General features: G+C 73.6%; 23 protein-coding genes and 1 riboswitch. Of the genes, 9 read left to right on the top strand and 14 right to left on the bottom strand.

Annotated elements, in window-relative coordinates:
• Window positions 1-123 precede the first annotated feature (123 nt).
• Window positions 124-2,100: a DNA helicase RecQ gene (gene recQ, locus B086_RS0120380; protein WP_018568282.1), complete on the top strand. Its 1,977-nt coding sequence runs from the start codon at window positions 124-126 to the stop codon at window positions 2,098-2,100.
• Window positions 2,101-2,136: 36 nt separating this feature from the next.
• Here the strand turns inward: recQ and B086_RS0120385 are convergent, their stop codons facing one another.
• The 8 genes from B086_RS0120385 to fahA form a co-directional block, all read right to left on the bottom strand.
• Complete coding sequence (locus B086_RS0120385; RefSeq protein ID WP_018568283.1) at window positions 2,137-4,911, bottom strand: fumarate reductase/succinate dehydrogenase flavoprotein subunit; 2,775 nt, start codon at window positions 4,909-4,911, stop codon at window positions 2,137-2,139.
• Window positions 4,912-4,922: 11 nt separating this feature from the next.
• A complete protein-coding gene (locus tag B086_RS0120390) occupies window positions 4,923-5,732 on the bottom strand; it encodes an ABC transporter ATP-binding protein (RefSeq protein WP_018568284.1) in 810 nt (269 codons plus the stop codon).
• Window positions 5,716-6,567 carry an ABC transporter permease gene (locus B086_RS0120395; RefSeq protein ID WP_037873733.1) on the bottom strand — a complete coding sequence of 284 codons (852 nt, stop codon included), beginning with the start codon at window positions 6,565-6,567 and terminating at the stop codon, window positions 5,716-5,718. Before B086_RS0120395 ends, B086_RS0120390 begins: the two co-directional genes overlap by 17 nt.
• 80 nt (window positions 6,568-6,647) lie before the next feature.
• Window positions 6,648-7,991 carry an ABC transporter substrate-binding protein gene (locus B086_RS0120400; protein ID WP_018568286.1) on the bottom strand — a complete coding sequence of 448 codons (1,344 nt, stop codon included), beginning with the start codon at window positions 7,989-7,991 and terminating at the stop codon, window positions 6,648-6,650.
• Between the two features lie 16 nt (window positions 7,992-8,007).
• A complete protein-coding gene (locus B086_RS0120405) occupies window positions 8,008-8,235 on the bottom strand; it encodes a 4Fe-4S dicluster domain-containing protein (RefSeq protein WP_018568287.1) in 228 nt (75 codons plus the stop codon).
• A gap of 65 nt (window positions 8,236-8,300) precedes the next feature.
• Window positions 8,301-9,092, bottom strand: a complete 792-nt coding sequence (locus B086_RS0120410; RefSeq protein WP_018568288.1) for a GntR family transcriptional regulator — start codon at window positions 9,090-9,092, stop codon at window positions 8,301-8,303.
• A gap of 223 nt (window positions 9,093-9,315) precedes the next feature.
• Window positions 9,316-10,254, bottom strand: coding sequence for a M56 family metallopeptidase (locus B086_RS0120415; protein WP_018568289.1), 939 nt, complete (start codon window positions 10,252-10,254; stop codon window positions 9,316-9,318).
• Between the two features lie 294 nt (window positions 10,255-10,548).
• Window positions 10,549-11,763, bottom strand: a complete 1,215-nt coding sequence (gene fahA, locus B086_RS0120420; protein WP_018568290.1) for a fumarylacetoacetase — start codon at window positions 11,761-11,763, stop codon at window positions 10,549-10,551.
• Window positions 11,764-11,962: 199 nt separating this feature from the next.
• Here fahA and B086_RS0120425 point away from each other — a divergent pair, with 199 nt between their 5' ends.
• Window positions 11,963-12,775 carry an HAD-IIB family hydrolase gene (locus B086_RS0120425; protein WP_018568291.1) on the top strand — a complete coding sequence of 271 codons (813 nt, stop codon included), beginning with the start codon at window positions 11,963-11,965 and terminating at the stop codon, window positions 12,773-12,775.
• Window positions 12,776-12,808: 33 nt separating this feature from the next.
• On the opposite strand, the gene B086_RS0120430 is transcribed toward B086_RS0120425, so the two are convergent.
• A complete protein-coding gene (locus B086_RS0120430) occupies window positions 12,809-13,297 on the bottom strand; it encodes a transglycosylase SLT domain-containing protein (protein WP_018568292.1) in 489 nt (162 codons plus the stop codon).
• Between the two features lie 4 nt (window positions 13,298-13,301).
• Window positions 13,302-13,520, bottom strand: a riboswitch (cyclic di-AMP (ydaO/yuaA leader).
• Between the two features lie 644 nt (window positions 13,521-14,164).
• Between B086_RS0120430 and B086_RS0120435 the strand changes: the two genes are divergently transcribed.
• From B086_RS0120435 to B086_RS0120450, 4 genes are all read left to right on the top strand, one after another.
• Window positions 14,165-15,175, top strand: coding sequence for a polyprenyl synthetase family protein (locus B086_RS0120435; RefSeq protein WP_018568293.1), 1,011 nt, complete (start codon window positions 14,165-14,167; stop codon window positions 15,173-15,175).
• A 433-nt stretch (window positions 15,176-15,608) separates the two neighbouring features.
• Window positions 15,609-16,865, top strand: coding sequence for a LolA family protein (locus tag B086_RS0120440; RefSeq protein WP_018568294.1), 1,257 nt, complete (start codon window positions 15,609-15,611; stop codon window positions 16,863-16,865).
• 73 nt (window positions 16,866-16,938) lie between these two features.
• On the top strand, window positions 16,939-17,952 hold the full coding sequence (locus tag B086_RS0120445) for an ABC transporter ATP-binding protein (RefSeq protein ID WP_018568295.1): 1,014 nt from the start codon (window positions 16,939-16,941) through the stop codon (window positions 17,950-17,952).
• Entirely contained in the window at window positions 17,939-18,838 is a 900-nt protein-coding gene (locus tag B086_RS0120450) for an ABC transporter permease (protein ID WP_018568296.1), read from the top strand. Before B086_RS0120445 ends, B086_RS0120450 begins: the two co-directional genes overlap by 14 nt.
• Before the next feature lie 44 nt (window positions 18,839-18,882).
• Here B086_RS0120450 and B086_RS0120455 read toward each other — a convergent pair whose 3' ends face one another.
• Window positions 18,883-19,389, bottom strand: coding sequence for a DUF6668 family protein (locus B086_RS0120455; protein ID WP_037873718.1), 507 nt, complete (start codon window positions 19,387-19,389; stop codon window positions 18,883-18,885).
• Between the two features lie 177 nt (window positions 19,390-19,566).
• Between B086_RS0120455 and B086_RS0120460 the strand changes: the two genes are divergently transcribed.
• Window positions 19,567-21,117 carry a hypothetical protein gene (locus tag B086_RS0120460; protein ID WP_018568298.1) on the top strand — a complete coding sequence of 517 codons (1,551 nt, stop codon included), beginning with the start codon at window positions 19,567-19,569 and terminating at the stop codon, window positions 21,115-21,117.
• A gap of 141 nt (window positions 21,118-21,258) precedes the next feature.
• Here the strand turns inward: B086_RS0120460 and B086_RS0120465 are convergent, their stop codons facing one another.
• Window positions 21,259-21,744 carry a VOC family protein gene (locus B086_RS0120465; RefSeq protein ID WP_051115873.1) on the bottom strand — a complete coding sequence of 162 codons (486 nt, stop codon included), beginning with the start codon at window positions 21,742-21,744 and terminating at the stop codon, window positions 21,259-21,261.
• Window positions 21,745-21,765: 21 nt separating this feature from the next.
• Between B086_RS0120465 and B086_RS0120470 the strand changes: the two genes are divergently transcribed.
• Entirely contained in the window at window positions 21,766-22,410 is a 645-nt protein-coding gene (locus tag B086_RS0120470) for a CGNR zinc finger domain-containing protein (protein WP_018568300.1), read from the top strand.
• 37 nt (window positions 22,411-22,447) lie between these two features.
• On the opposite strand, the gene rarD is transcribed toward B086_RS0120470, so the two are convergent.
• Both rarD and B086_RS0120480 read right to left on the bottom strand, forming a co-directional pair.
• Window positions 22,448-23,611: an EamA family transporter RarD gene (rarD, locus tag B086_RS0120475; protein WP_018568301.1), complete on the bottom strand. Its 1,164-nt coding sequence runs from the start codon at window positions 23,609-23,611 to the stop codon at window positions 22,448-22,450.
• Between the two features lie 155 nt (window positions 23,612-23,766).
• Window positions 23,767-24,621, bottom strand: coding sequence for an SDR family oxidoreductase (locus tag B086_RS0120480; RefSeq protein ID WP_018568302.1), 855 nt, complete (start codon window positions 24,619-24,621; stop codon window positions 23,767-23,769).
• A gap of 89 nt (window positions 24,622-24,710) precedes the next feature.
• Here B086_RS0120480 and B086_RS0120485 point away from each other — a divergent pair, with 89 nt between their 5' ends.
• Entirely contained in the window at window positions 24,711-25,133 is a 423-nt protein-coding gene (locus B086_RS0120485) for a winged helix-turn-helix transcriptional regulator (RefSeq protein WP_051115874.1), read from the top strand.
• Window positions 25,134-25,148: 15 nt separating this feature from the next.
• Here B086_RS0120485 and B086_RS0120490 read toward each other — a convergent pair whose 3' ends face one another.
• Window positions 25,149-26,180, bottom strand: coding sequence for a 2-oxoacid:ferredoxin oxidoreductase subunit beta (locus B086_RS0120490; RefSeq protein WP_234029339.1), 1,032 nt, complete (start codon window positions 26,178-26,180; stop codon window positions 25,149-25,151).
• Window positions 26,181-26,182 lie beyond the last annotated feature (2 nt).

Raw genomic sequence — 26,182 nt, forward strand, 5'->3', positions numbered from 1 at the left:
CGCCCCGGGTCCGGCCTGTGGATAAGTCCATCGCTGTCGGCGGCGCCCCCTATCGTGGAGGAAGTGGTCGAGGGACGACGGGCGGGGGACGAGACGATGGGTGGGACAGGCGGTGTCACCGACATGGCAGTGACGGACAGCGAGGCGCTGGCCACGCTGCGCCGGGTCTTCGGGTACGAGGCGTTCCGGGGCGAGCAGGAAGCGGTCATCGAGCATGTGATCACCGGCGGCGACGCCGTCGTGCTCATGCCGACCGGCGGCGGCAAGTCGCTGTGCTACCAGATCCCCGCCCTGGTCAGGCCCGGCACGGGCATAGTGGTCTCCCCGCTGATCGCGCTGATGCAGGACCAGGTGGACGCCCTGCGCGCGCTCGGTGTGCGCGCCGGCTTCATCAACTCCACCCAGGACTTCGACGAGCGCCGCACGGTCGAGGCGGAGTTCCTCACCGGCGAGCTGGACCTGCTCTATCTGGCACCGGAGCGGCTGCGCCTGGACGCCACGCTCGACCTGCTCTCCCGCGGCAAGATCTCCGTCTTCGCCATCGACGAGGCCCACTGCGTCTCCCAGTGGGGCCACGACTTCCGCCCCGACTACCTGTCGCTGTCCCTGCTGGGCGAGCGCTGGCCCGACGTGCCCCGGATCGCGCTCACCGCGACCGCCACCCGGGCCACGCACCAGGAGATCACCCAGCGGCTGGACATGCCGCGGGCCCGGCACTTCGAGGCCAGCTTCGACCGGCCCAACATCCAGTACCGGATCGTGCCCAAGGCCGACCCCAAGAAGCAGCTCCTGGCCTTCCTGCGCGCGGAGCACGAGGGCGACGCGGGCATCGTGTACTGCCTCTCGCGCAACTCCGTGGAGAAGACCGCCGAGTTCCTGTCGGCCAACGGCGTCCGCGCGGTGCCCTACCACGCGGGCCTCGACGCGGGCACCCGCGCCACGCACCAGGCCCGCTTCCTGCGCGAGGACGGCCTCGTCGTGGTCGCGACCATCGCCTTCGGCATGGGCATCGACAAGCCGGACGTCCGCTTCGTCGCCCACCTCGACCTGCCCAAGTCCGTCGAGGGCTACTACCAGGAGACCGGCCGCGCCGGACGCGACGGCCTGCCCTCCACCGCCTGGATGGCCTACGGCCTGAACGACGTCATCCAGCAGCGCAAGATGATCCAGTCCGGCGAGGGCGACGAGGCCTTCCGCCGCCGCGCCGCCGCCCACCTGGACTCGATGCTCGCCCTGTGCGAGACGGCCGGCTGCCGCCGCGGCCGCCTCCTCGCCTACTTCGGCCAGGACCCCGACGCGAGCGGCTGCGGCAACTGCGACACCTGCCTGACCCCGCCGGAGACCTGGGACGGCACGGTCGCCGCCCAGAAGGTGCTCTCCACGGTGGTCCGGCTCCAGCGCGAGCGGGGGCAGAAGTTCGGCGCCGTGCAGATCATCGACATCCTGCTGGGCAAGCGCACCGGCAAAGTGATCCAGTTCGACCACGACCAGCTCTCCGTCTTCGGCATCGGCACGGAGCTGGCCGAGGGCGAGTGGCGCGGGGTCGTCCGCCAGCTGCTGGCGCAGGGACTGCTCGCGGTCGAGGGCGAGTACGGCACGCTGGTGCTGACCGAGGCCAGCGGCGAGGTGCTGCGCGCCGACCGGAAGGTGCCGCTGCGCAAGGAACCGAAGCGGCCGGCCACCGCGCGCTCCGCGTCGTCCTCGTCCTCCGGGCGGGGCAAGGGCAAGGCCGCCGTGGCGGAGCTGCCCGCGGAGCTGCTCCCCGCCTTCGAGGCGCTGCGCGCCTGGCGCGCCGAACAGGCCCGCGAGCAGGGCGTCCCCGCGTACGTCATCTTCCACGACGCCACCCTCCGCGAGATCGTCACGCTCCGGCCGGACTCGGTGGCGCAGCTCGGCACGGTCGGCGGCGTCGGCGAGAAGAAGCTCGCGACCTACGGGGAGGGCGTCATCGGCGTGCTGAAGTCGCTGTCGGCCCCGTCCGGCGAGCGTCCCGCTCCCGGCCCCGGCACCGCCTCCGGCCCCGATTCCGGCCCCGGCCCCGACCTCGGGCCCGAGCCGGACTTCGGCCCGGAGCCGGAGCCGGACGACGACTGGATATAGCCGGCCGGGCGCTGCCCCGGCGCGCGTCGCACCGGATCACAGCGCCCGTGACGCGTACGCCCTGACATCCGCGTCCGGGTCGGCGGTGGCCGTGGCCAGGGCGGCTCGGGCCGAGGCCGACGCAGTGTGCCGGGTCAGCGCCAGGACCGCGGCCTTGCGGACGTCCCCGTTGGGGTCGCCGAGGGCCCCGGCCAGGGCGGGCACGGCGGTCCCGGCGTCCGCCGCGGACAGCGCGGTCGCCGCGCCCGCCCGGACCTGCCAGGCTCCGTCGCCCAGCGCCGCCACGGCACGCGCGGCGAACACCGGAGGCACCCCGGCGGCGGCCACCGCGGCGAACGCCGCACCGCGCACCAGCACGTCCGCGTCACCGGTCAGCCGGTCCAGCGCGGCCACGGCGCGGTGACCGCCGCCGAGCCCGCCCAGCGCCTTGGCCACCGCGACCCGCACCTCACGGGACGGATCACCGGCCGCACCGGCCACCGCCTCGGCGGCGTCGACCGAGACCAGGGCGCGCACGGCCTCGATCCGCACCGAGGTGTCCGGGTCGGCGAGCGCGGCGGCGAACACCGCGGCGTCGCCCAGACGCAGGGCGCGCAGGACATCGAGGGCGGTGGCCCGGACCACCGGGTCGGGCCCGGCCAGCGCCCCGGTCAGGCCCTCGCGCAGCGCCGGGTCGGGCGGCAGCGTCTCGACCAGCTCGCGCAGCGAGGCCGCGGCGGCGGCGCGGACGCTCCCGTGTCCGTCGCGCAGGGCGGCGGCCAGGGCCGGACCGGTCCCGGGCGGCACGGTCTCGGTGAGCACGCCGACGGCGGCCCGCCGCACCTCGGCGTCCGGGTCGTCCAGATAGGGGGTGAGGACATCGAGACCGGGTTCCGCGTCAGCCAGGGCGACGAGCTCCAGCAGCCGCGCCGAGCCGCCGCCCGTGCCCGGCTCACCGGACGCGTCCGGCGCCCCGGGCGCCCCGCTCACGGCGGGCACGGCGGGCACTACGGGCGCGGCAGGCAGCGGGGCGGGCGGTGCGGCGGGCGCGGTGTCGCGGGCACCGGCCGTGGCGATGTCCTCGGCACGGACCTCGCCGAGCCGCCGGGACGGTCCGCCCACCGGGGCGTAGCCGTCCACCGGGACCAGATAGGGAGCCACCGGACGGGCCGTGAACTCCATCGCACCCAAGGGGGACTTGTGCAGATCGAGATGGTGGAACCAGGAGTCGTCGTCGCGCCGCGGATGGTCCAGGCGCTCGTGGTAGAGGCCCCAGCGGGACTCCGTGCGGGCCAGCGAGGCACGGGCGGCCATCTCCGCGCAGTCGCGGATGAAGGTGACCTCGGCGCAGCGCATCAGCTCGTGCGGGGTGTGCGCGCCCATCGCGGCGATGTCCTCGCGCATCCGCTCGAACGCCTCCAGCGCCAGCGACAGCCGCGCCCCCGACTTCGGCGGGGCCACGTAGTCGTTCACGAAGCGGCGCAGCTTGTACTCGACCTGGGTCTGCGGCGGACCCTCCGGGTGGCGCAGCGGACGGTAGATCAGCTCGTGCGCCTCGCGCACCTGATCCCCCGGCAGCTCACCCTCGTAGGGCCGGTACCGGGCCGCGTCGGCGCCCGCCAGCTCACCGAAGACGAACGCGCCGATCATGTAGTTGTGCGGCACACAGGCCAGATCACCGGCGGCGTACAGCCCGGGGACGGTGGTGCGGGCGTGGTCGTCGACGCGGACCCCGGAGGCGGAGTGGCCGCCGCACAGGCCGATCTCGGAGATGTGCATCTCCACGTCGTGGGTGCGGTAGTCGTGGCCGCGCCCGGAGTGGAAGGTGCCCCGGGTGGGGCGTTCGGTGGAGTGCAGGATCGACTCCAGCGCGGCCACCGACTCCTCGGGCAGATGGCTCAGCTTCAGATAGACCGGGCCGCGGTCGGAGGCCACCTCGGCGGCGAACTCGGCCATCATCTGCCCGGACCAGTAGTCGGAGTCGACGAACCGCTCGCCGTGCCGGTTGACCTGGTAGCCGCCGAAGGGGTTGGCGACGTAGGCGCAGGCCGGGCCGTTGTAGTCCTTGATCAGCGGGTTGATCTGGAAGCACTCGATGCCGGTCAGCTCGGCGCCCGCGTGGTAGGCCATGGCGTAGCCGTCACCGGCGTTGGTCGGGTTCTCGTAGGTGCCGTAGAGGTAGCCGGAGGCGGGCAGGCCGAGCCGTCCGCAGGGGCCGGTCGCCAGGATCACGGCGCCCGCGCGGACCACGGTGAAGGCGCCGGTGCGGGTGTGGAAGGCGACGGCGCCGACCGCGCGCCGCTCTCCGCCCGCGTCCGCGGTGAGCACGCGCACCGGCATCAGCCGGTTCTCGATCCGGATCCGCTCGCGCATCTCGCGCCGCCGGAGCTGCCGGTACAGGACCTTCTTCACGTCCTTGCCCTCGGGCATCGGCAGCACATAGGAGCCGGACCGGTGCACCTGCCGGACCGCGTACTCGCCGTGCTCGTCCTTCTCGAACTTCACCCCGTACGACTCCAGCCGCCGCACCATCGCGAAGCCGCGGGTGGCGGTCTGGCGGACGGTGGACTGGTCGACGATGCCGTCGTTGGCGCGGGTGATCTCGGCGACGTAGTCGTCGGGTTCGGCGCGGCCGGGGACGACCGCGTTGTTGACGCCGTCCATGCCCATGGCGAGCGCGCCGGAGTGCCGGACGTGCGCCTTCTCCAGCAGCAGGACGTCCGCGCCGTGCTCGGCGGCGGTCAGCGCCGCCATGGTTCCGGCGGTGCCGCCGCCGATGACGAGGACGTCGCAGGTCAGCTCTTGGGCGTCGGTGAGGGCGGGGATCTCCACCAGAGGGCCTTTCAGGTACCGAGGGAGGACAGGACGTCGCGCCGCAGCGCGGTGTGCGCCGGATCGTCGTGCGCCGCCCGCTCGCGCGGCCGCGGCACCTCGCGTACGGCGACGAGCCGGCCGCTGCCGAGCAGGGCCACGCGGTCGCCGAGGAACAGCGCCTCGTCCACGTCGTGGGTGACGAAGACGACCGTCGCGCCGGTCCCGGCCAGCACCTCGACCAGCAGGTCCTGCATGCCGGCCCGGGTCTGTGCGTCCAGGGCGCCGAAGGGTTCGTCCATCAGGACGGCGCGCGGCCCGGCGGCCAGCGCGCGGGCCAGTTGGGCGCGCTGGCGCTGCCCGCCGGAGACCCGGTGCGGCAACTGCCGTGCCTGCGCGGCCAGTCCGACCCGGCCGAGCCACGCCTCGGCCCGCTCGCGGCGTGCGGCGCGGGGCATCCCGGCGATGGCGAGCGGGAGTTCGACGTTGGCCCGCAGGGTGCGCCAGGGCAGCAGGGCGTCCTCCTGGAAGACGAGGGCGCGGTCGGCTCCGGGGCCGGTCAGCGGCCGTCCGTCCCGGGTGACCTCCCCGCCGAGCGGTGCCAGCAGCCCGGCCAGGGTGCGCAGCAGGGTCGACTTGCCGCAGCCGGACGGGCCCACCACGGTGAGGATCTCGCCGGGCGCCACCTCCAGGTCGACGCCGCTCAGGGCGGTGGCGCCGGGATGGCCGAGCACGGCCCCGCGGAGGGCGAGCGCGAGTCCGCGCCCCGGGGTCCGCGGGGCTTCCGGGTGGGTGCTGTCGTCGGGCGCCGACGCTGTCCGGGCCTCAGACGAGGTGCTCATCGCGTGCCTCCTCGGGCTGATGGGGGACCTGGGGCGAGGCGGGCGGCGCCGCGGCGGGACGCCGTGTGCGGGGCCGGGCGGCGGGGGTGTGCGCGGCGCCGGGCAGCCAGCGGGTCAGACGGCGGCCGAGGAGTTCCACGGCCGTGGAGGTCAGCCGGCCGAGCACACCGATGGTGACCATGCCGACGAAGACGCCCGGGTAGTCGACGACGGTGTAGTCCTGCCAGGTGCGGTAGCCGACGCCGTACTCGCCGGAGATCATCTCGGCGGAGATCACGCAGATCCACGACACGCCGATGCCGACCGAGAGCCCGCCGAAGATGCCGGGCAGCGCGCCCGGCAGCACCACCGAGCCCAGCACCCGCCACCGGCCGCCGCCCATGGTGCGCACGGCCTCCTCCCAGGCGGGGGCCAGCGCGCGGACCGCGTGCCGGGTGGAGACCAGCACCGGGAAGAAGGCGGCGGCGCAGGTGATGAAGACGATGCCCTGCTCGTCGGAGGGGAACAGGAGGATCGCGACCGGGACGAGGGCGATGGCCGGGATCGGGCGGACCACCTCCAGGAGCGGCCCGAGCAGGTCCTCGGCGAGCCGGGAGCGGGCCACCAGCACCCCGGCGGCGATGCCCAGGACGGCCGCCAGCAGGAAGCCGGTGGCGATCCGGGTCAGGCTGTCGGCCAGGTCCGTCCAGTAGTCCGCCCCGCGGACCCGCCCGGCGAAGGCGTGCGCGACCTCGGTGACGGTGGGGAACTGCGAGAAGCGCAGCCACGCGTCGATCCTCAGCCCGGTCAGCAGTTGCCACAGACCGAGCGCGGCGGCCACGGACAGGAGGCGCAGCGCGTACCGTCCGGCGCGGGTGTACCGGGCATACCGGGCGTACCCGCCGCGCGGGCCGCGTGTGTCCGGGCTCCGCCCGCTCACGACGCCTGCTCCAGTGCCTGGCCGTAGGAGACCGCGCGGGCGCCCGGATGCGCGCCGAGGTACGCCTGTGCGGTGGCCGGGGCGACGAACGGCAGCAGGGCGTCCCCGTCGGCGACCCAGACGGCCCGGTCGGCGAACCAGAGGGTGCCGGTGGTGGCGTCGGGGACGTACGCGGCGCGGACGCCGGAGCGGTGCGCGGCCACGTATGCCAGCAGCTCCTTCGGCGTGGCGAAGGCGCGGGTGCGGGTGGCGCCCCGGTCCCACGCCTCGCTCACCGCGGGCGGCGGCACGGCGGCCAGGCTCTTGGCGTACGCCGCGCCGAGGGCCCGGCGCGCGTACCGGTCGTCGACGAAGCCGTCCACGTCGACGTCCCCGGTGAGCTCGGCGTCCTTCAGGACCGACACGTCCTGCTTCAGCGCGGACACCAACTGGGGCTTCAGCGCCGGGTCGAAGGTGGCGATGCCGTGGGCGCCGTTGTAGAGGTAGACGACCTGGGCGGGCAGCCCGGTGGCCTTCGCGACCTTCTCGGCGGCGTCGACCGGGTGGGCGTTCAGATAGGCGGTGGCCTCGGCCTGGGCCTTGAGGAACGCCTCCAGGACGGCGGGGCGCTTCTTCGCGAAGTCCTCGCGGGCGGTGACGCCGTGGAAGGTGGGCAGGTTCAGCTGGGCGCCGTCGTACAGCGCCTTCGCCTTGCCCTGGAAGGCGAGCAGCCCCGGCCAGGCGACGAACTGGGACAGCGCGTCGGCGCTGCCGGCGACGAGGGCGGAGGCGCCCACGGCGGGCTGCTGGTTGAGCTTGTGGATGTCCTCGTCCGGGTCGAGCCCGGCGCGGCGCAGGGCGCGCACGAGGGTGCCGTCGGCGGCGGATCCGATGCTCGTGGAGACCTTCCTGCCCTTGAGGCCGGCCAGGGAGGAGAGCGGCGAGCCGGGTGCGGTCATGATGGTGTTGAGCCCGCCGCGCAGGTTGTAGCCGGTGACGGAGACCAGGCGGGTGGGGCGGCCCAGCTGCCTGCCGCGGGCCGCGTTGATCAGCAGCGGGAAGTCGCCCATGGAGCCGATGTCGGTCTTCCCGGCGGTCATCTGCGCGGTGATCGGGGCGCCGGTGGCGTAGTCCTGCCAGACGACCTTGTAGGTGTGGCCGTCGTGCAGGGCGTTCAGCTGCTTCTCGAAGGAGCCGAGGGAGCGCAGCAGGGTACCGGCGGTGACGGTGTTGATGGTCCTGGACTGGTAGCCGACGGTGACCGTGACGGTGGCGCCGTCACCGGCCGCCGCGGTACCGGCGCAGGCGGACAGCGGGGCGAGCAGGGCGAGGGCGGTCAGGGCGACGGGGGTGCGTCTCATGGGGAGTTCGGGCCTCTCACCGGAGCAGATAGGGCATGTTGACCGTCACGGCACCGGTGGGACAGCGGGCCGCGCACGGGCCGCAGTACCAGCACTCGTCGACGTGCATGTACGCCTTGCCACTGCTGGTGTCGATGGCGAGGGAGTCCAGCGGGCACATGTCCACGCACAGCGTGCAGCCGTCGATGCACTTCGACTCGTCGATGGTCACGGGCACGTCGGCCCGCTGGGGCGCCAAGGGCATGGCTGTCTCCGGGAGGTCGTCCGTCTGCGAAAGGGGAGGGGTGAGAGGGGGCGGGGAGGGGGCGGTCAGCCGGAGCGGCGCAGCAGGCCGCTCATGGTGATGCGGTCGCCGCGGAAGCGGATGAACTCCAGGTCCACCGGGCGGCCGTCGTCGAGGTGCGTGAGGCGTTCCAGCATCAGTACGGCCGCGCCGCGCGGGGCCTGGAGCACGGCGGCGGAGTGCGCGTCGGCGTTGACGGCCTCCAGGGTGATCTCGGCATGGCCGAGGGGCCGTCCGGTGATCGTCTCCAGGAGCCGGAAGACGTCGGTGTTCTCCAGGTCGGCGTCGAGCAGGGCGGTGCCGATGTCGAGCGGGACGTAGGTGAGGTCGAGGGAGAGGGGGAGGCCGTTCAGGCGGCGCAGCCGTTCGATGTAGAGGACGTCCGCTCCGGCCGGGACGCGCAGGCGTTCGGCCACCGGGGCGGGTGCGGGCGCGGGGCCCATGGTGCGGACCTCGTTGCTGACCCGGCCGTGTTCGCGCAGGGTCTCCGCGAGCCCCATCAGCCGGTCGAGGCCGTGCGGGTACTTGCGGGCGACGACGACCGTGCCGACACCGGGCAGCCGGTCCACGAGCCCTTCGGCGCGCAGCAGGTCCAGGGCCTGGCGGACGGTGTTGCGGGAGGCACGGTAGTCGGCGGCGAGCAGGTCCTCGTGGGGGAGCGGGCCGTCGGCGAAGGCGCCGGTGAGGAGCTGTCTGCGCAGCAGGTCGGCGAGTTGCCTGGCCCGGTCGGCGCGCAGCCGGCGCCTGGCCCGGTGGGCGGCGACGGTGGTCGCGGCGCCCTGGGCGGCGTGGTCCCGGATGCGGTCGGCGGCTGGCATGGCTGGAACCATACCGAGCAGGTAGGGAAAGTCGTGTTGCTGAAGTGTTGCGCCAGCCGGGAGCGCCGGGAAAGCGGTCCTGACCTGTGTTTTCACGGGCCGGTGGTGGGAGATCTGCCAGCTGCGGCCGTCCGCCGGACCCGGCCGGGCACAGCCGGCGGCCACCGTCAGCCGAGCGCCGTCAGCCGAGCGTCATCAGCTGGCCGCCGTCAGCCGGTAGCCGTCAGCCGAGCGCCGTCAGCCCGGGGGCGAACGTGATCAGCAGCGGCAGCAGGGGCACCAGCGCCGCCACCGTGGTGGTCAGCGCCCTGCGGCGGCGGTCCAGCCGGGGCGGGGGCTCCAGGAGGCGGTCCACGCGCTCGCCCAGCAGGCGGTGGCTGGAGGCGCAGGAGAGGACCCCGCGGTGCTGGTTGAGTTCGATCAGGGCGAGGGCCGTGGTCAGATGGCCGTGGCGGCGCGAGGCGGTGTCGTCGGCGGACAGTTCGACCAGGCGGTGCGTCTGGTCGCAGAAGTGCGCGAAGAGCGGGACGCGCGGGAAGCCGGTCGCCAGCGCGGTCGACAGGTGCAGCAGCCAGTCGTGGTGGGCGCGGGCGTGCCCGCGTTCATGGGCGAGCACGGCGTCGAGCTGGTGGCCCGTCAGCCGCCGCAGCGCGCCCGTGGTGACGATGAGCTGGGGCGGGTGTCCGGGCATCCACCAGGCGTCGGGGTACTCGTCCTCCAGCACCAGCATCGGCCCGCGGGCCACGGGCAGCCCCTCGGGCAGGTCGGGGGCGCGCTCGCGCAGGTGCGCGCGGGCCAGCCCGCGGCGCCTGCGCGCCTCGGCGACCTCGCGGCCGAGCATCGCGGTGGTCCAGGCGGCCCCGCACGCCAGCAGCAGGGTGAGGACCGCGGCCCACGCGGGCGCCACCGACAGGTCGTACGCGGCGGTCACGGCGGGCGGCGCGGGCGCGAACACCCGGTCGCGCACGGTGTGGAAGACGGCCGCGGTGCCCAGGACCAGGGCGGCCAGACAGCACAGCAGCACGGTGGCCACCAGGCACTGCCAGACCCACAGCGCGACCACGGGATCCCGCTCGGGCCACTCCGCCCGCGTCAGCGCGCGGGGGACCGGTACGGCGGCCGTCAGCGCGACGGCGGTCAGCAGGAGCAGGCAGACGGTCATGCCACGGGCTCCGGATCCTGATCGGAGGTGGGCGGAGTGGGGTCGTACGGTGGATCGTGCCGTGCGGTGGTGCCGTGCGGGATGGTGCCGTGCTGTGGTGCCGTGGTGGTGCTGTGGCCGCGGAGCGTGCCGTACGGCGGCCCCGTACGGCCGTTCTGCGCGGCGGTGCCGCGGGACGGTGCGTGTCGTTACCGCCAGTATGACGGGGACGGGCGCCACGAGTCAGGGTCCGGCGGCAACCGGTCCGTGCTGCGAGGCGCCCTCCGCCGTCCCCGGGGAAGGGGTCCGGACCCCTCAGCCCGCCGCCACGATCCGCCCGCTCACCTCGCCCAGGCCGACCCGGACCCCGTCCGCGCCCGGCGCCCACGCCGTCAGTGTCACCACGTCCCCGTCCTCCAGGAACGCGCGCTTGCCGTCCGGGAGTTCGAGCGGCTCGCGACCGTTCCAGGTGAGTTCCAGGAGCGAGCCGCGCTGGCCGGGCTCCGGTCCGCTCACCGTGCCCGAGCCGTACAGGTCGCCGGTGCGCAGGGAGGCGCCGTTGACCGTCATGTGGGCGAGCTGCTGCGCGGCCGTCCAGTACATCGTGGAGAACGGCGGCTCGGACACGGTATGGCCGTTGATCGCGACGGAGATCCGCAGGTCGTAGCCGCCGGGCTCCTCGCCGGTGTCGTCCAGGTAGGGCAGCAGCGGGTGCGTGCGGTGCGGCGGGTCCGTCCGCGCGTCCTCCAGCGCGTCCAGCGGGGTGATCCACGCCGACACGGAGGTGGCGAAGGACTTGCCGAGGAACGGGCCGAGCGGGACGTACTCCCACGCCTGCACGTCCCGCGCCGACCAGTCGTTGAGCAGGCACAGCCCGAACACGTGCTCACGGAAGTCCGCCAGCGCCACCGGCTGCCCGGCCCGCGAGGGCACCCCGACCACGAAGCCGACCTCGGCCTCGATGTCCAGCCGGACCGAGGGGCCGAACACGGGCGCGGGGTCGGCGGGGCCCTTGCGCTGTCCCGAGGGGCGTACGACGTCCGTGCCCGAGACGACGACCGTCCCCGAGCGGCCGTGGTAACCGATCGGCAGGTGCTTCCAGTTGGGGGTGAGGGAGTCCTCGGCGTCCGGGCGGAAGATCTGCCCGACGTTGCGCGCGTGGTTCTCGGACGCGTAGAAGTCGACGTAGTCCGCGACCTCGAAGGGCAGGTGCAGGGTCACCGAGGAGAGCGGGTGCAGGAAGGGGGCCACGGTCTCCTGGTGCGCGGGCACCGTCACCCACGCCGTCAGCGCGCGCCGCACGTCCGACCAGGCGGTGCGGCCCGCGGCGAGCAGCGGGTTCAGGGTCGGCCGCGCGAGCAGGGCGGCGTACGGGGAACCGAGTGCCAGCGCCGCCGCACCCGCGTCGAGGACGTGGTCGCCGAGCCGGACGCCCACGGTCCGCTCCTGCGATCCGGCGCGCGAGAAGACACCGTAGGGAAGGTTGTGCGGACCGAAGGGGTCGCCCTCGGGGACCTCGAAGGGGGGCATCGGGTACTGCCTCTCTTTCGTGTGCCGGTGTTCCATGGGGGACATGGGTGTCTGGCCACACGTTCATGTGGTCGCGCCACACGTTACGGGGGAGGCAGCTGTCTTGGGCAGTGTCCGAGGGGGTCCCCGGACGACACGGCGGAGGGGCGTCGTCCGGTTTCCGCCCGTCACCCGCCTGGCGGATCCGTATTCTCTGATCATGCCCGCATCCGCTGCCCCCGCGTACGCCCTCATCGCCACCGACCTGGACGGCACGCTGCTGCGCGGCGACGACTCCGTGTCCGGGCGGACCCGCGCCGCGCTCGGCCGGGCGGCGGCGGCCGGTGCCCGGCACCTCGTCGTCACCGGACGGCCGGCGCCGCGGGTCCGCCCGCTGCTGAGGTCCCTCGGCGGCACCGGGCTCGCGGTGTGCGGCCAGGGCGCCCAGCTCTACGACGCCGGGGCCGACCGCATGCTGTGGTCGGTCACGCTCGACCGGGAGACGGCCGAGACCGCGCTCGGCAAGATCGAGGCGGAGGTGGGGGAGGTGTACGCGGCGGTCGACCAGGACGGCGTGGACGGCCGCACGCTCATCGAGCCGGGGTACCGCATGCCGCACCCGACGCTGCCCGCCGAGCGGGTCGGGCGGCGCGAGGAGCTGTGGCGCGCGCCCATCAGCAAGGTGCTGCTGCGCCATCCCCGGCTGTCCGACGACGAACTGGCGGCGGCGGCCCGCGGCGCGGTCGGCCCGCTCGCCTCGGTGACCATGTCGGGCCCGGGGACCGTCGAGCTCCAGCCCTGCGGCATCACCAAGGCGACCGGTCTCGCGCTGGCCGCGGCGCGGCTGGGGCTCGGCCCCGGGGACGCCCTCGCCTTCGGCGACATGCCGAACGACATCCCCATGTTCCGGTGGGCGGCCCGGGGGGTGGCGATGGCGGGTGCCCACCCGGAGCTGAAGGCGGTCGCCGACGAGGTCACCACGTCGAACGAGGACGACGGCGTCGCCGTCGTCCTCGATCGTCTGTTCGTCTGAGCCCGCCGCGTGCCGGTGGCACGCGGCTGCCCGTCAGTACGCGCTGTTGACGTTGTCGATGGAGCCGTAGCGCGCGGCGGCGTAGTTGCACGCGGCCGTGATGTTGGCGACCGGGTCGTAGATGTCGAACGACGTGCCGGCCACGTGGTAGGCGTTGAAGGTCGGCTGGATGACCTGGAGCAGGCCCTTGGAGGGGATGCCCGCGGCGGCGTTGGAGTCCCAGTTGTTGATGGCCAGCGGGTTGCCGGACGACTCGCGCATCACATTGCGGTGGATGCCGTTGTAGGTGCCGGGGATGCCCTTCTGGGCCATGACCGCGAGCGACTCGCGGATCCAGCCGTCCAGGTTGTTCGGGTAGGCGACCGTGCTCGCCGTGGTGGCGGTGGCGGCGGTCGGGGTGGCCGCAGAGGCGCCGGACGCCCCGATCAGCGGCAGGGCGAGGATCGCGGCACCGGTGCCGGAGACGGCGAGGGTGCGGACGAGACGAGCGGCGCGGGAGCGGCTGGGACGACGTGCAGACATGGGGATTTCCTCTCCGTCGCCTGCGAGGTGAGCTGTCGGGTTCGGGCGGGGAGGTGCCCGGCCGGCTCCTTGGAGCACGGCTTCACCCCGAGCCGTTCCGGCGCGGCGTACGACGTAGGACGTACGGCGCTCCGGCCCGGCGACTTACCTGGGTCCCCCGCTCCTGCCATGAGCTGTCGGTGGGTGGTCATCGAGCGCTGGCAGGATTCGGCGTCCGCTCGACTGGCCCGGAACGTATGCGAGAGCACATGTCCCGAACAAGTACCTGACGCATACATCGTCCTAGTTGACCTTGATCCAGGGCATTTTGGCCGCTTGATCCTTTGCGATTGCCAAGGGTCAACTCGCTTGCGGGGGACGGGGAGCGGGGGGTCGGCGGGCCGTGGCGGGGGGTGAGGGTGCGCGTGATGCAGCTCACGGAATAATCCGGCCAGGAGCATTTGCCCCCAAGGGGAATTGAAATACTAATAAGGGTAAATCGGACTCGTAAGGCTGGAAGTGACGGGCATCACGGTCGGTGAGGCCCTGGCCCTGTTCGTACGTACGTGGGCACGGGCGGCGTGTAGGGGGAGAGTGGGCGCGGTGGGGGGAGTGAGGGGGGAGGCTGGGGGAGGTGGAGCCGGGGGAGGGGGGAAGGTGGAAGGGGGGCGGGGTGGCGAGGGAGAGGCAGGAAAGAGCAAGTCGATAAATATCTGTTCATACGTGGTGATCGAAAACATATCGGTCGTGATCCGATACCACCTGGCCTGTATCGGTGGGCGCTATCGGTGATCGAAACGTGACCGGATACGCTGACTTGAGTGATGGCAGCGACCTATCGACAAACCGTGTAAGCGCCAGCAGACACCAGCAGACAGGAGACCCCTCGTGACCGTCGTCGGGCCGTTCGGGCTGAGCGTGCGGGACCAGGCTCTCGAAGCCGATGTCCAGGCCGGATTGGCGGCTGTCGAGGAAGGGCTGCTCGAAGCCACCAAGAGCGAGGTCCCGTTCATCACGGAGGCCGCCCAGCACCTCGTCAAGGCGGGCGGCAAGCGGTTCCGGCCGCTGGTCGTGATGCTCGCGGCCCAGTTCGGCGACCCCGACGCGCCGGGGATCGTGCCCTCGGCCGTGGTCGTGGAGCTGACCCACCTGGCCACGCTCTACCACGACGACGTGATGGACGAGGCCGCCGTGCGGCGCGGGGTGGCCAGCGCCAACACCCGCTGGAACAACGCGGTCGCGGTCCTCACCGGCGACTTCCTCTTCGCCCGCGCCTCCCAGATCCTCGCGGACCTCGGCCCGGAGGCCGTCCGGGTCCAGGCGCTCGCGTTCGAACGGCTCGTCACCGGGCAGATCCTGGAGACCGCCGGGCCGCAGGACGGCCGGGACCCGGTCGACCACTACCTGGACGTGCTGGGCGGCAAGACCGGTTCGCTGGTGGCCGTCTCGTGCCGGTTCGGCGCGATGATGTCCGGCGCCGACGAGAGGGTCGTGGACGTGCTGACGCAGTACGGGGAGCGGCTCGGCGTCGCCTTCCAGCTCGCGGACGACGTGCTCGACATCGCCTCCGACTCCCGGGAGTCCGGCAAGACCCCCGGCACCGATCTGCGTGAGGGCGTCGCCACGCTGCCGGTGCTGCGGCTGCGCGAGCGCGCCGCCCGGCTGGGGCTCGCCGAGGACATCGCGCTGTGCGAACTGCTCGACTCCGACCTGAGCGACGACGCCCGGCACGCCGAGGCGCTGACCGCGCTGCGCGCCCATCCCGCGCTCGAACAGGCCCGGCGGGACAGTGTCCGCTACGCCGAGGAGGCGCGGGCCGCGCTGGCCCCGCTGAAGGAGTGCGGCGCCAAGGTGGCCCTGCTCCAGCTGTGCGACGCGGTGGTCCACCGGGTCGGCTAGTGCACCGGTTCGGCTGGTCCACCGAGTCGGCTGGTGCACCGGTTCGGCTAGTACGCCGAGTCGGCTGGTGCGCCGAGTCGGCCAGGCCCGCCTCCCCGGATCGGGCCCCGGTCGGCCGGGCCCGACGTGCCTCTTCCCGCCGGTTCTCTCCACCCCCCGGTCCCGCCTCTCCACCCGGCCGGACCCGGTCCCGGCGGGGGTTCCGGCCGGCTTCTCCACCCCGACCCCTACGGGGTGGTGGAGAAGCCGCCCTCGTGTGTCATACCGCAGGCGTACACGGAGTTGGCTCCGCGGTCTGACGCTTCGTCGCGGCCGATTTGGTCAGATGGAAGCACGGACCACACCACTCCTCACCGATTCGGGTGAGAATGGCGGCTTGGGGTGGGAGCAGTGCACACGGGCAGCCGCCGCCGACGACGGAGGTAAGGCACACATGGCACCGTACGAATCCGACGACACCAGGGACACCCCGGAGGCCGGCGACCGCGCCTCGGCGCGCCGCAAGGCCGCCCGCTACGGCGTCCCGGTCGCGGTGGTGGGGGTGGCGGCGGCGACCATCGGGCTCGTCCCGGCACTCGCCGACTCCGGTGACCCCGACCTGCCGAAGATCACCGCACAGCAACTCATCGAGAAGATCGCCAAGTCGGACGTCGAGCGCCTGTCCGGCACCGTCAAGATCACCACCGACCTCGGGCTGCCGAACCTCGGCGGTCTGGAGAGCAGCCTCGCCTCCGGCGCCCTGGGCGGCGGCGACGGCTCGTCCGCCGACCCCAGCTCCAAGCTGACCGAGCTGGCCTCCGGCACGCACACGCTGCGCGTCGCGGCCGACGGCCCGGACCGGCAGAAGGTCTCGCTCGTCGAGAGCGCCGCCGAGTACAGCCTCGTCCACAACGGCAAGGACGTCTGGGGCTACGACAGCAAGTCCAACGAGGTCTACCACTCCACTGCCCCCCAGGACGGCGCCAAGGACAGGAGCGAGGGCAAGGACAAGCTCCCGGCCACGCCCAAGGACTTCGCCGACGAGGCCCTGAAGTCGGTCGACGACACCACCTCGGTGACGGTCGACGGCACGGCGCAGGTCGCCGGGCGGGACGCCTACAAGCTGGTGATCAAGCCCCGGCACGCCTCGGGCACCACGGTCGGGGCGATCAGCATCGCGGTGGACTCCGCCACCGGGCTGCCGCTCAAGTTCACCCTCACCCCGGCGAGCGGCGGCGCCGCCGTCGTGGACGCGGGCTTCACCCAGGTCAGCTTCGACCGGCCGGCCTCCTCCACCTTCGACTTCACCCCGCCCAAGGGGGCCAAGATCACCGAGGAGAAGGACGGCAAGGCGGGCGAGCACGCCCTGCCGCCGGGCGCCTCGCACAAGGGCCTCGCCCCGGGGAAGGACTTCACCCGGGGCAAGGGCCTCGACAAGACCGGCCCGGAGGTCATCGGCGAGGGCTGGAACTCCATCGCCGTCTTCGACACCGGCGGCAAGGGCGGCCTCCCGGCCGACGCCGGCTCCGCCGCGGGCGGCGACCTGGGCGGCTTCCTCGGCTCGCTCGGCGACCACGTGAGCGGCTCCTTCGGCAAGGGCACGGTCTTCTCCACCCGCCTGGTCAACGCGCTGATCACGGACGACGGCAAGGTCTACGTCGGCGCCGTCACCAAGGACGCGCTGGTGAAGGCGGCCGACGCCGCGAAGTAGCCGCGTCCGGGCACGACGCACGACAGCACGACGGCGCGACAGCACGACAGCACGACGGATCGGGGGGAAGCCGATGGACGAGGTGTCCGCCGAGCGGCCGGGCGCGGCCACGGCCGCGCCCGTGCCCGGCGGGGGCGGTGCCGGCGGCGCGGACGACGGCCAGGTCATCCGCACCCGCGCGCTCACCAAGCGCTACCGCGGCGGACAGCTCGCCGTCGACGGCCTCGACCTGGCCGTCCCGGCGGGCAGCGTCTTCGGCTTCCTCGGTCCCAACGGCTCCGGGAAGACCACCACCATCCGCATGCTGATGGGCCTCATCGAACCCACCTCCGGCACGGCGCACGTCCTGGACAGGCCCATGCCCCGGTCGGCGCGCACCGTGCTCCCGCAGGTGGGCGCGCTGATCGAGGGGCCCGCCCTGTACGGCTTCCTCTCCGGGCGGGACAACCTGCTGCGCCAGGACGCGGCCGACCCGACCGCCGATCCGCGCACCCGCCGCGCCCGCGTCGCGGCGGCACTGGACCGCGTGGGCCTGACGGCCGCGTCCGGCAAGAAGGCCCGCGCCTACTCCCTCGGGATGAAGCAGCGCCTCGGCCTCGCCGCCGCGCTGCTCCGGCCACGCAGACTGCTCGTCCTGGACGAGCCGACCAACGGCCTGGACCCGCAGGGCATGCGGGAGATCCGCTCCCTCGTGCGGGAGCTGGCCTCCGACGGCACGACCGTCTTCCTCTCCTCCCATCTGCTCGACGAGATCGAGCAGGTGTGCACCCACGCGGCGGTCATGGCCCACGGCAGACTGATCACCCAGGGCGCGGTCGCCGAGCTGGCCGCCGGGGCGCGCGGCCGGCTGGTGGTCACCACCCCGGACACGGCGGACGCGGCCCGGGTCCTGAAGGAGCAGGGCATCGGCGACCTCGCCGTCACCGACGGCCGGGTGACCGGCGAACCACCGGCGGCCGACCTCGCCGAGGTGAACGCGGCCCTGGTGACGGCGGGCGTGCGCGTCCGCGGATTCGGCGTCGAACGGGCCTCCCTGGAGGACGCGTTCGTGGCACTGACCGGGGAGGGATTCGATGTCGCGGGCTGAAGCGGCGGACCTGGCCGCACCCGGGGCGGGCACACCGGCCCGGCCGAACCCGCTGTGGTCGCTCGGACTGCTGCGCAACGAGCTGGCCGTCACCTTCCGGCGCTGGCGCACCCTCGCCCTGCTGGGCGTACTGGCCGCCGTGCCGATCCTCGTCGGGGTGGCCGTCCGGATCGAGACGGGCGACGGTTCACGGGCGGCGGGCGGGGGCGGCGAGGGACCGGCGTTCATCGCGCAGATCACCAACAACGGCCTGTTCCTGGTCTTCACCGCCCTGGCCGCGACCCTGCCGTTCTTCCTGCCGCTCGCGGTGGGGGTGGTCGCGGGCGACGCGATCGCGGGCGAGGCCGGCTCCGGCACCCTGCGCTATCTGCTGGTCGCCCCCGCCGGACGCACCCGCCTGCTGCTCACCAAGTACGCCACGGTGCTGGTCTTCTGCCTGGCCGCCACCTTGGTGGTCGCCGTCTCCGCGCTCGCCGTGGGCGCGCTGCTCTTCCCGCTGGGCGACCTGACGACGATCTCCGGCACCGAGATCACCTTCACCGAGGGACTGGGCCGGGCCCTGCTCATCGCCGTGGTGGTCGCCCTCTCCCTGACCGGTGTCGCCGCTCTCGGCCTGTTCGTCTCCACCCTGACCAGCAGCGGTGTCGCGGCGATGGCGACGACCGTCGGCCTGCTGATCACCGTGCAGATCGTCGACCAGATACCGCAGCTGCACGCGGTGCAGCCGTATCTCTTCCCGCACTACTGGCTGTCCTTCGCCGATCTCATGCGCCAGCCGGTCTACTGGGACGACCTGGTGAAGAACCTGGAGCTCCAGGCGCTGTACGCGGCGGTGTTCGGCTCGGCGGCATGGGCCCGGTTCACGGCGAAGGACATCACCGCCTAGCCCGCGGCGGCCGTCCGCGGCTGCGGGGCTCGTCCGTACGGAGATCAGCGGGCGGCTCGTGCCGTGCCGGTGAGCCGGGCCAGCGGCTCCGCCTCGCGCGGCGGCGGGCCGCTGAGGTCGCCGAGCCGCCAGGCCGCCACCCACGGCACGCGGTGCACATCGACGACGGACTCGATCGGTTCAAGACGCTGCGCGAGCGGGCGCGGCAGCCGGCCGGGCGCGTCCGCGACGAGCACCACGGAGTCCAGGTCGAGCCCGGCCGGTGCCCCGCCCCCGCGGAACGCCTCCAGCGCCCGTACCACGGCGTCGAGACCGGCCGCGTGGGTGCGGGCGACGAGCAGCACCGAGCGCGGTGCGCCGGGTGCGGGCCAGTCGCGTCCGCAGTCGTGGCCGCCGTAGACCGCCGCGAGCGTGGTCGTACCCGCGCCGCCGTGGGTCGCCACCCAGGAGTAGCGCCGGGGCGAGGCATAGGAGGGTGCCGTGCCGGGCGGCTCGGCGGACACCGGCCCGCGGATCCATATCTCCGGTCCCTGCTGCATGTCTGTTCGCATGCCCGTTCCCTCCGTGGTCACCACGACGATCTTGGCGCTCGCCGCGTTACTCCGGTCACAGGTCAGCGGTTCCTGGTGCGAGTCTGTGACGTCGCGGTGACGTGGAAACCGCAGGCGAGCAGCGACACTCGACAGTACGCGCAGGGCCGGATGGCACGCATCCGAGTGAGGGAGCCGATGTACCGACTGAGCCGCGAGAAGAAGCGGGAACAGAAGCGCGCCGCGCGCGCGGCGACGACCTCGGCGGCACCGATCGCCGTGCACGTGCCCGTGTCCACGGCCGGATCCGGGGACGGCGACGGCGGGGGAGCCGGGGCCTGGGCCTCGGTCGCCGGGGTGCGGGTCGACCCGGCGCCCGGCGAGGAGATCCAGCAGACCGTGCTGAACCACCTCCACCGCATCGCCCTCACCACCGGCCGTCCCGTCCTCGCGACGGTCACCGACGAACGCATCGGCTACGTCGTCCCGCTCCGGGTCCACGGCGACGGCTCCAGCACGTTCACGGCCCAGCCGCTGCGCACCGCGCCGCCCCCGCCGGAGCCCGCCCCGGAAACCGGCCACCGGGAACAGGGGCAGCAGCGGGAGCGGCGGGAGCGCTACGAGACGAACCGGCCGCTGCCGGACGAGGGCCCGACCCACGTCCTGCGCCGGCTCCCGCGCCCGTCGGGGGAGGCGCGACCGGCATCCGGGCCGCGCTCGGGCCCGCGATGGGCGACGGAAGCACAGGAGGCACAGGAGGCACAGGGGGCACGGGGAGCACAGGGGGCGTCGGAGCCGTCGCCGACGTTCGTGCTGCGCCCCGCGCGCGACCTGCCGGACGGCGACCGGCCGGGCCCTGCCCGGACAGCGGACCCGACGGCGGAGCCGACCGCCGGACCGACCGCGGGCCCGACCGCGCATCCCGCTCCGAATGCGAATCCGGATGCGGCCTCGGATGCGGCACCGGCCCCGGTCCTGCCGCCCGGCACGGCGGTGGCCCCCACGGGCAGCTTCGGCCCGCCGCCGGTGATGGACCCGGAGCGTGCCGCGACCACCGGTACGCGCCCGGCCGTCGTGCCGGGCCCCGCACCCGAACTCGCGGAGCCCGCGCCGCTGCCGGTCTCCGTCCCCCGGCCCGCCATCGCTCCCGTCATCGACCCCGAGTCCGTCACCGGCCTCGACCCGGACCCCAGGCCCGCCCCCGCGCGCGGCTTCGACGCCGTGGCCGAGGCCGTGCTCGGCGACGATCCCCGGACCCTGGCCGGTGAGGGCGGCGCCGTTCTGCTGGCCGAGCCCCTCGCCCAGGTCAACGAGGCGGTGCGCGCCGGGCAGATCGAGGAGGCGGCGGCCCTGGCGGAGCGCACGGTCGCGGAGGCGTCCGGCACGCTGGGCGCGACGCATCCCGAGGTGCTGCGGGTGCGGGAGCTGTCGGCGTACATCGCCTATCTGGCCGGTGAGTCCGAGCGCGCCTTCACGCTCTCGCTCGACCTGGCCCGTATCCACCGGGCGGCGGACGACGCCGAGAGCGCTTACGGCAACGTCCGCAGCGCGGCCACCGCCTGGCGGGGTGTCCGTGATCCCGAGGAGGGGCTGCGTCTGGGCGGCGAACTGCTCGGCCTGTGGACCGAGCTGGCCGCCGAGGACGGTCCGGCGACCGAGGACATCGAGGAACTGGAGTCCGCCCGCATCCGTATGGAGCGCCTCACCGAGCGGGCCGGCAGGCGGTCCGGGTCCGGCCCGGCCGACTGACCCCCAGAGCCGGGCCCGGACCTCGGCTGGCAGACGTCGGCCAACGGAACTCGGGCCCCGACCGACGCGCGGAGGCGGCCCGGGGCCAGTGACCCGGCGGCCCGGTGACTCAGTGGCTGAGCGGCTGAGTGGCTGAGTGGCTCAGTGCACGCAGAACTCGTTGCCCTCCGGGTCCGCCATCACCACCCACTGCCCGGCGGGCTCCTTCACCTCCCGCAGCACCCGCGCGCCCAGCGCGCACAGCCGCTCCACCTCGTCGGCCCGCCGGTCCGCGCCGGGATGCAGGTCCAGATGGAGCCGGTTCTTGCCGGTCTTCGCACCGGCCGCCCGCTGGAACAGCAGCCGCCGCCCCAGCCCGGTGCCGCGCTCGCGGTCGTACGGATCGTCCGGGTGCCGGACGCCGATCAGGTCACGGAAGGCCGGGCGGCCGTGGTACTCGACGGCGGCCTCGGCAGGCAGCGCGCCGTACTGGAGCAGTTGCTCGACGAGGGAGCTGTTGTCCTCGGGTTCGTAGTGCAGCGCGCCCGCCCAGAAGTCGGCCTGCGCGTGCGGGTCGGCGGCGTCGATGACGAGCTTCCAGTGCACCGGAGCGGGTGTGCGGGCTGAGGACATCTGTGTCTCCGTCATGTAACCACTTATACTAGTTACATGAACGCGCAGGCAACGGAATCACCGGAGTCACCGGAACCGGCTCCCGGGCTGACCCTGGTCTCGCACGAGGGGAAGCCGTACCGCTTCGACCCGGGCGCGCTGTGTCTGGAACTGCTGCCCACGGGCGGCCCCGGGCCCTTCGCCCGCTACGAGGTGCTGCACACGCCCGCCGACCTCGTGACCTGGGCCGGACGCAGCAGGCTCGCCGATGGCCTCGGGCTCACGGTCACCGAGGACGAGCTGGAGCGGACGCGCTCCGTCCGCGACGCGCTGTTCCTGCTCACCGCCGACCGCGCGCACGGCCGCCCGCCGCGGGGCGCGCACCTGGACGCGGTCAACGAGGCCGCCGCCGCGCCGCCCCTCGTCTCCCGGCTGACCCCCGAGGGCACCCGCGCCTGGGCGTCCGGCGCCACCGGCGCCCAGTTGCTCTCGACCGTCGCCCGCGACGCGATCGACCTGTTCAGCGGGCCCTTCGCCGACCGTGTCCGGGAGTGCGGCGCGCACGACTGCTTCCTGCTCTTCGTGGACACCTCACGTCCGGGACGGCGGCGCTGGTGCGCGATGGAGCACTGCGGGAACCGCGAGAAGGTCCGGGCGCACCGCGCCCGCGCGGCCCGGCCCGACGACAGGACGACGCCCTGACGGCCCCGCGTCCGCCCCCCGAGCCGGCTCGGCCGGTCTACGCCTCCATCGCGCCCGTGGCCGACCGCGCACCCTCGGCCGCAGCGTCGAGTGCCGGTGCCGGTGCCGGTGCCGGTGCCGGTGCCGAGTCCGACGCCTGTGTCTGCGCCTGCGCCTGTGCCGGAACGGCGTCCGCCAGTGGCGCGGGCTGTCCCGCCACCACCTTGCCCGCCGCACCCGTACCCGCGCCCGCACCCGCACGGCCATCCGCGCCCGCACCCGCGCTCACCGGTGCGGCGCCCGCCGCGGCGAGTGCCGCGCGGGCCTGGGCCGCCCGGCGGGCCGCGCGCAGCCCGTCCCAGGTCAGCAGGGTCAGCGCCAGCCACACCAGGGCGAACCCGGCCCAGCGCTCGGCCGGCATGGACTCATGGAAGTAGACGACGCCGAGCAGGAACTGGAAGACCGGCGCCAGGTACTGGAGCAGCCCCAGCGTGGACAGCGGCACCCGGATCGCCGCCGCGCCGAAGCAGACCAGCGGCAGCGCGGTGACGACTCCGGTGGAGGCGAGCAGCGCGGCGTGCCCGGCGCCCTCGCTCGCGAAGGTCGCGCCGCCGTGCCCGCCCAGCCACAGCAGATAGCCGAGCGCGGGCAGGAACTGCACCGCGGTCTCGGCGGCCAGCGACTCGACGCCGCCGAGGTCCACCTTCTTCTTCACCAGGCCGTAGGTGGCGAAGGAGAAGGCGAGGCAGAGGGAGATCCACGGCGGCTGGCCGTAGCCGACGGCGAGCACCAGCACGGAGGCGGCGCCCGTGGCGACCGCCGCCCACTGCACGGGCCGCAGCCGCTCCTTGAGGAGCAGCACGCCCATCGCGATGGTGACCAGCGGATTGATGAAGTAGCCGAGGGACGCCTCGACGACGTGCCCGCTGTTCACGGCCCAGATGTAGACGCCCCAGTTGACGGTGATCACCGCGGCGGCGATCACGATGAGGCCGAGCCTGCGCGGCTGGCGCAGCAGTTCCCCGGCCCAGGCCCAGCGCCGTACGACGAGCAGCGCGGCGACCACGAACACCAGGGACCACACCATCCGGTGGGCGAGGATCTCCATCGCCCCGGCGGGCTTGAGCAGCGGCCAGAACAGGGGCACGAGGCCCCACATCCCGTAGGCCGCGAAGCCGTTCAGCAGTCCTGTGCGCCGCTCGCCGGCCGACTTCTCGCTCACGGACCCTCCTTCGTGGCATGCCCGGCCGCCAGGCCGCGCGGCCGCGTCCCGGCGCGGCCAGCACGAAGGTAGCGCCGGGCACCCCCGTCTGTCATGCCCGTATCGCCATACGGTCATGACAGGCGGAGGCGCCCGGCGCGGAAACGCCCGGTGGGTCAGCCCTTGAGTCCGGCGCTGATCGCCTCGGCGAGCGGGGTGGTGGGACGGCCGGTCAGCCGGGACAGGTCCCCGCTGTCGACGACCAGTTCGCCCTTCTCGATGGAGGCGTCCACCCCGGCGAGGATCGCCGCGAACGCCTCGGGCAGCCCGGCGCCGGTCAGGACCGCCTGGAACTCCTCGACGGAGACCTCGCGGTAGACGATCTCCTCGCCGGTCTGCCGGCTCAGCTCCGCGGCGAACTCGGCGAAGCCCCACGCCTGGTCGCCGCCCAGCTCGTACGTCTTGTTCTCGTGGCCCTCGCCGGTGAGGACCGCGACGGCGGCGGCCGCGTAGTCGGCGCGCGACGCGGAGGAGAGCCGCCCGGCACCCGCGGCGTGCACGACGGCGCGGTGCTCCAGGGCGGGGGCCAGGTTCTCGGTGTAGTTCTCGTGGTACCAGCCGTTGCGCAGCAGGGTGTACGGCAGACCGGAGGCGAGCAGGGCCTCCTCGGTGCCGCGGTGGTCGTCGGCGAGGGCGGCCTTCAGGCTGCCGGGGGCGCTGGTGTAGGCGAGCAGGGCGACACCGGCGGCCTTGGCGGCGTCGATGACGACCTGGTGCTGCTGGACGCGGACCTTGTCGAACTCGTTGCCGGAGACGAGCAGCACCTTGTCGCCGGCGGCGAAGAGGCCGTCGAAGGTCTCGGGCGCGTTGTAGTCGGCGACGGCGACGCGCACACCGCGCTCGGCGAGGTCGGCGGCCTTCTCCGGGGTGCGGACCACGGCGGTGACCTGCTCGGCCGGAGCCTTCTCCAGCAGCTGCTCCACGACCAGGCGGCCGAGGTGTCCGGTGGCTCCGGTGACGACGATGCTCATGAGGGGATCTCCTTGTGGGTGGCTCTGGCAGCCACCCTAGGAGTGAAGCTAACCAAAAGAAAGTACCCACTTTGAAGTAAGGTACCTACATGACAGTAAGCGCAGTGACCGGTGCCGCGTCCCGGACCGTGAGCGCCGAGGCGATGTGCCCGTACCGGCTCGTCCTGGAGCACGTCACCAGCCGCTGGGGCGTGCTCGTCCTGATCGAGCTGCTGGAACGGCCGCACCGCTTCAGCGAGCTGCGCCGCGCCATCGGCCGGGTGAGCGAGAAGGGCGTCAGCGAGAAGATGCTCGCCCAGACGCTCCAGACCCTGGAGCGCGACGGCCTCGTCCACCGCGACGCCCGGCCCGTGATCCCGCCGCGCGTCGACTACTCCCTGACCGGGCTGGGCCGGGAGGCCGCCGAGCAGGTGCGCACCCTCGCCGAGTGGACCCACCGGCGCATGCCGGACGTGGCGCGGGCCAGGCAGACGTACGACGAGGCCCGGACGGAAGCCGTCCGGGCCTCGTGAGGAAGCGGCTCGTCCTCAGCCGACGACGGTCCAGGTGTCGTTGCCTGCGAGGAGGGCGGCCAGGTCGCCCGTGCCCTGTTGCTGTGCCGCGGTGTCGAGCTGGTCGGCCATGAGGGTGTCGTAGACCGGGCGTTGGANGTCGCGGAAGACTCCGACGGGGGTGTGGTGGAGGGTGTCGGGGTCGGCGAGGCGGGAGAGGGCGAAGGCGGTGGTCGGGGAGGCGGCGTGCGCGTCGTGGACCAGGATGTCGGCCTCGTTCTCCGGGGTGACCGTGACCACCTTCAGGTCGCCGGTGGTCCGGTCGCGTACGACNCCNCGNCNGCCGTCNGNNCCNANGCGGATCGGNTGGCCGTGTTCGAGGCGGATCATGGCCTCGTCGGCGCGCTGTCTGTCCTTGAGGGCGTCGAAGGCGCCGTCGTTGAAGATGTTGCAGTTCTGGTAGATCTCGACGAGGGCGGTGCCGGGGTGGGCGGCGGCCTGGCGCAGGACCTCGGTGAGGTGTTTGCGGTCGGAGTCGAGGGTGCGGGCGACGAAGGTGGCTTCGGCGCCGAGGGCGAGGGAGACGGGGTTGAAGGGGGCGTCGAGGGAGCCCATCGGGGTGGATTTGGTGATCTTGCCGGTTTCGGAGGTGGGGGAGTACTGGCCCTTGGTGAGGCCGTAGATGCGGTTGTTGAAGAGCAGGATCTTCAGGTTGACGTTGCGGCGCAGGGCGTGGATGAGGTGGTTGCCGCCGATGGAGAGTGCGTCGCCGTCGCCGGTGACGACCCAGACGGACAGGTCGCGGCGGCTGGTGGCCAGGCCGGTGGCGATGGCGGGGGCGCGGCCGTGGATGGAGTGCATCCCGTAGGTGTTCATGTAGTACGGGAAGCGGGAGGAGCAGCCGATGCCGGAGATGAACACGATGTTCTCGCGGGCCAGGCCGAGTTCGGGCAGGAAGCCCTGGACGGCGGCGAGGACGGCGTAGTCACCGCAGCCGGGGCACCAGCGGACCTCCTGGTCGGACTTGAAGTCCTTCATCGACTGCACGGCCTCGGCCTTGGGCACCAGGG

The sequence above is a fragment of the Streptomyces sp. PsTaAH-124 genome (genome assembly GCF_000373685.1).
GTDB lineage: Bacteria > Actinomycetota > Actinomycetes > Streptomycetales > Streptomycetaceae > Streptomyces > Streptomyces andamanensis.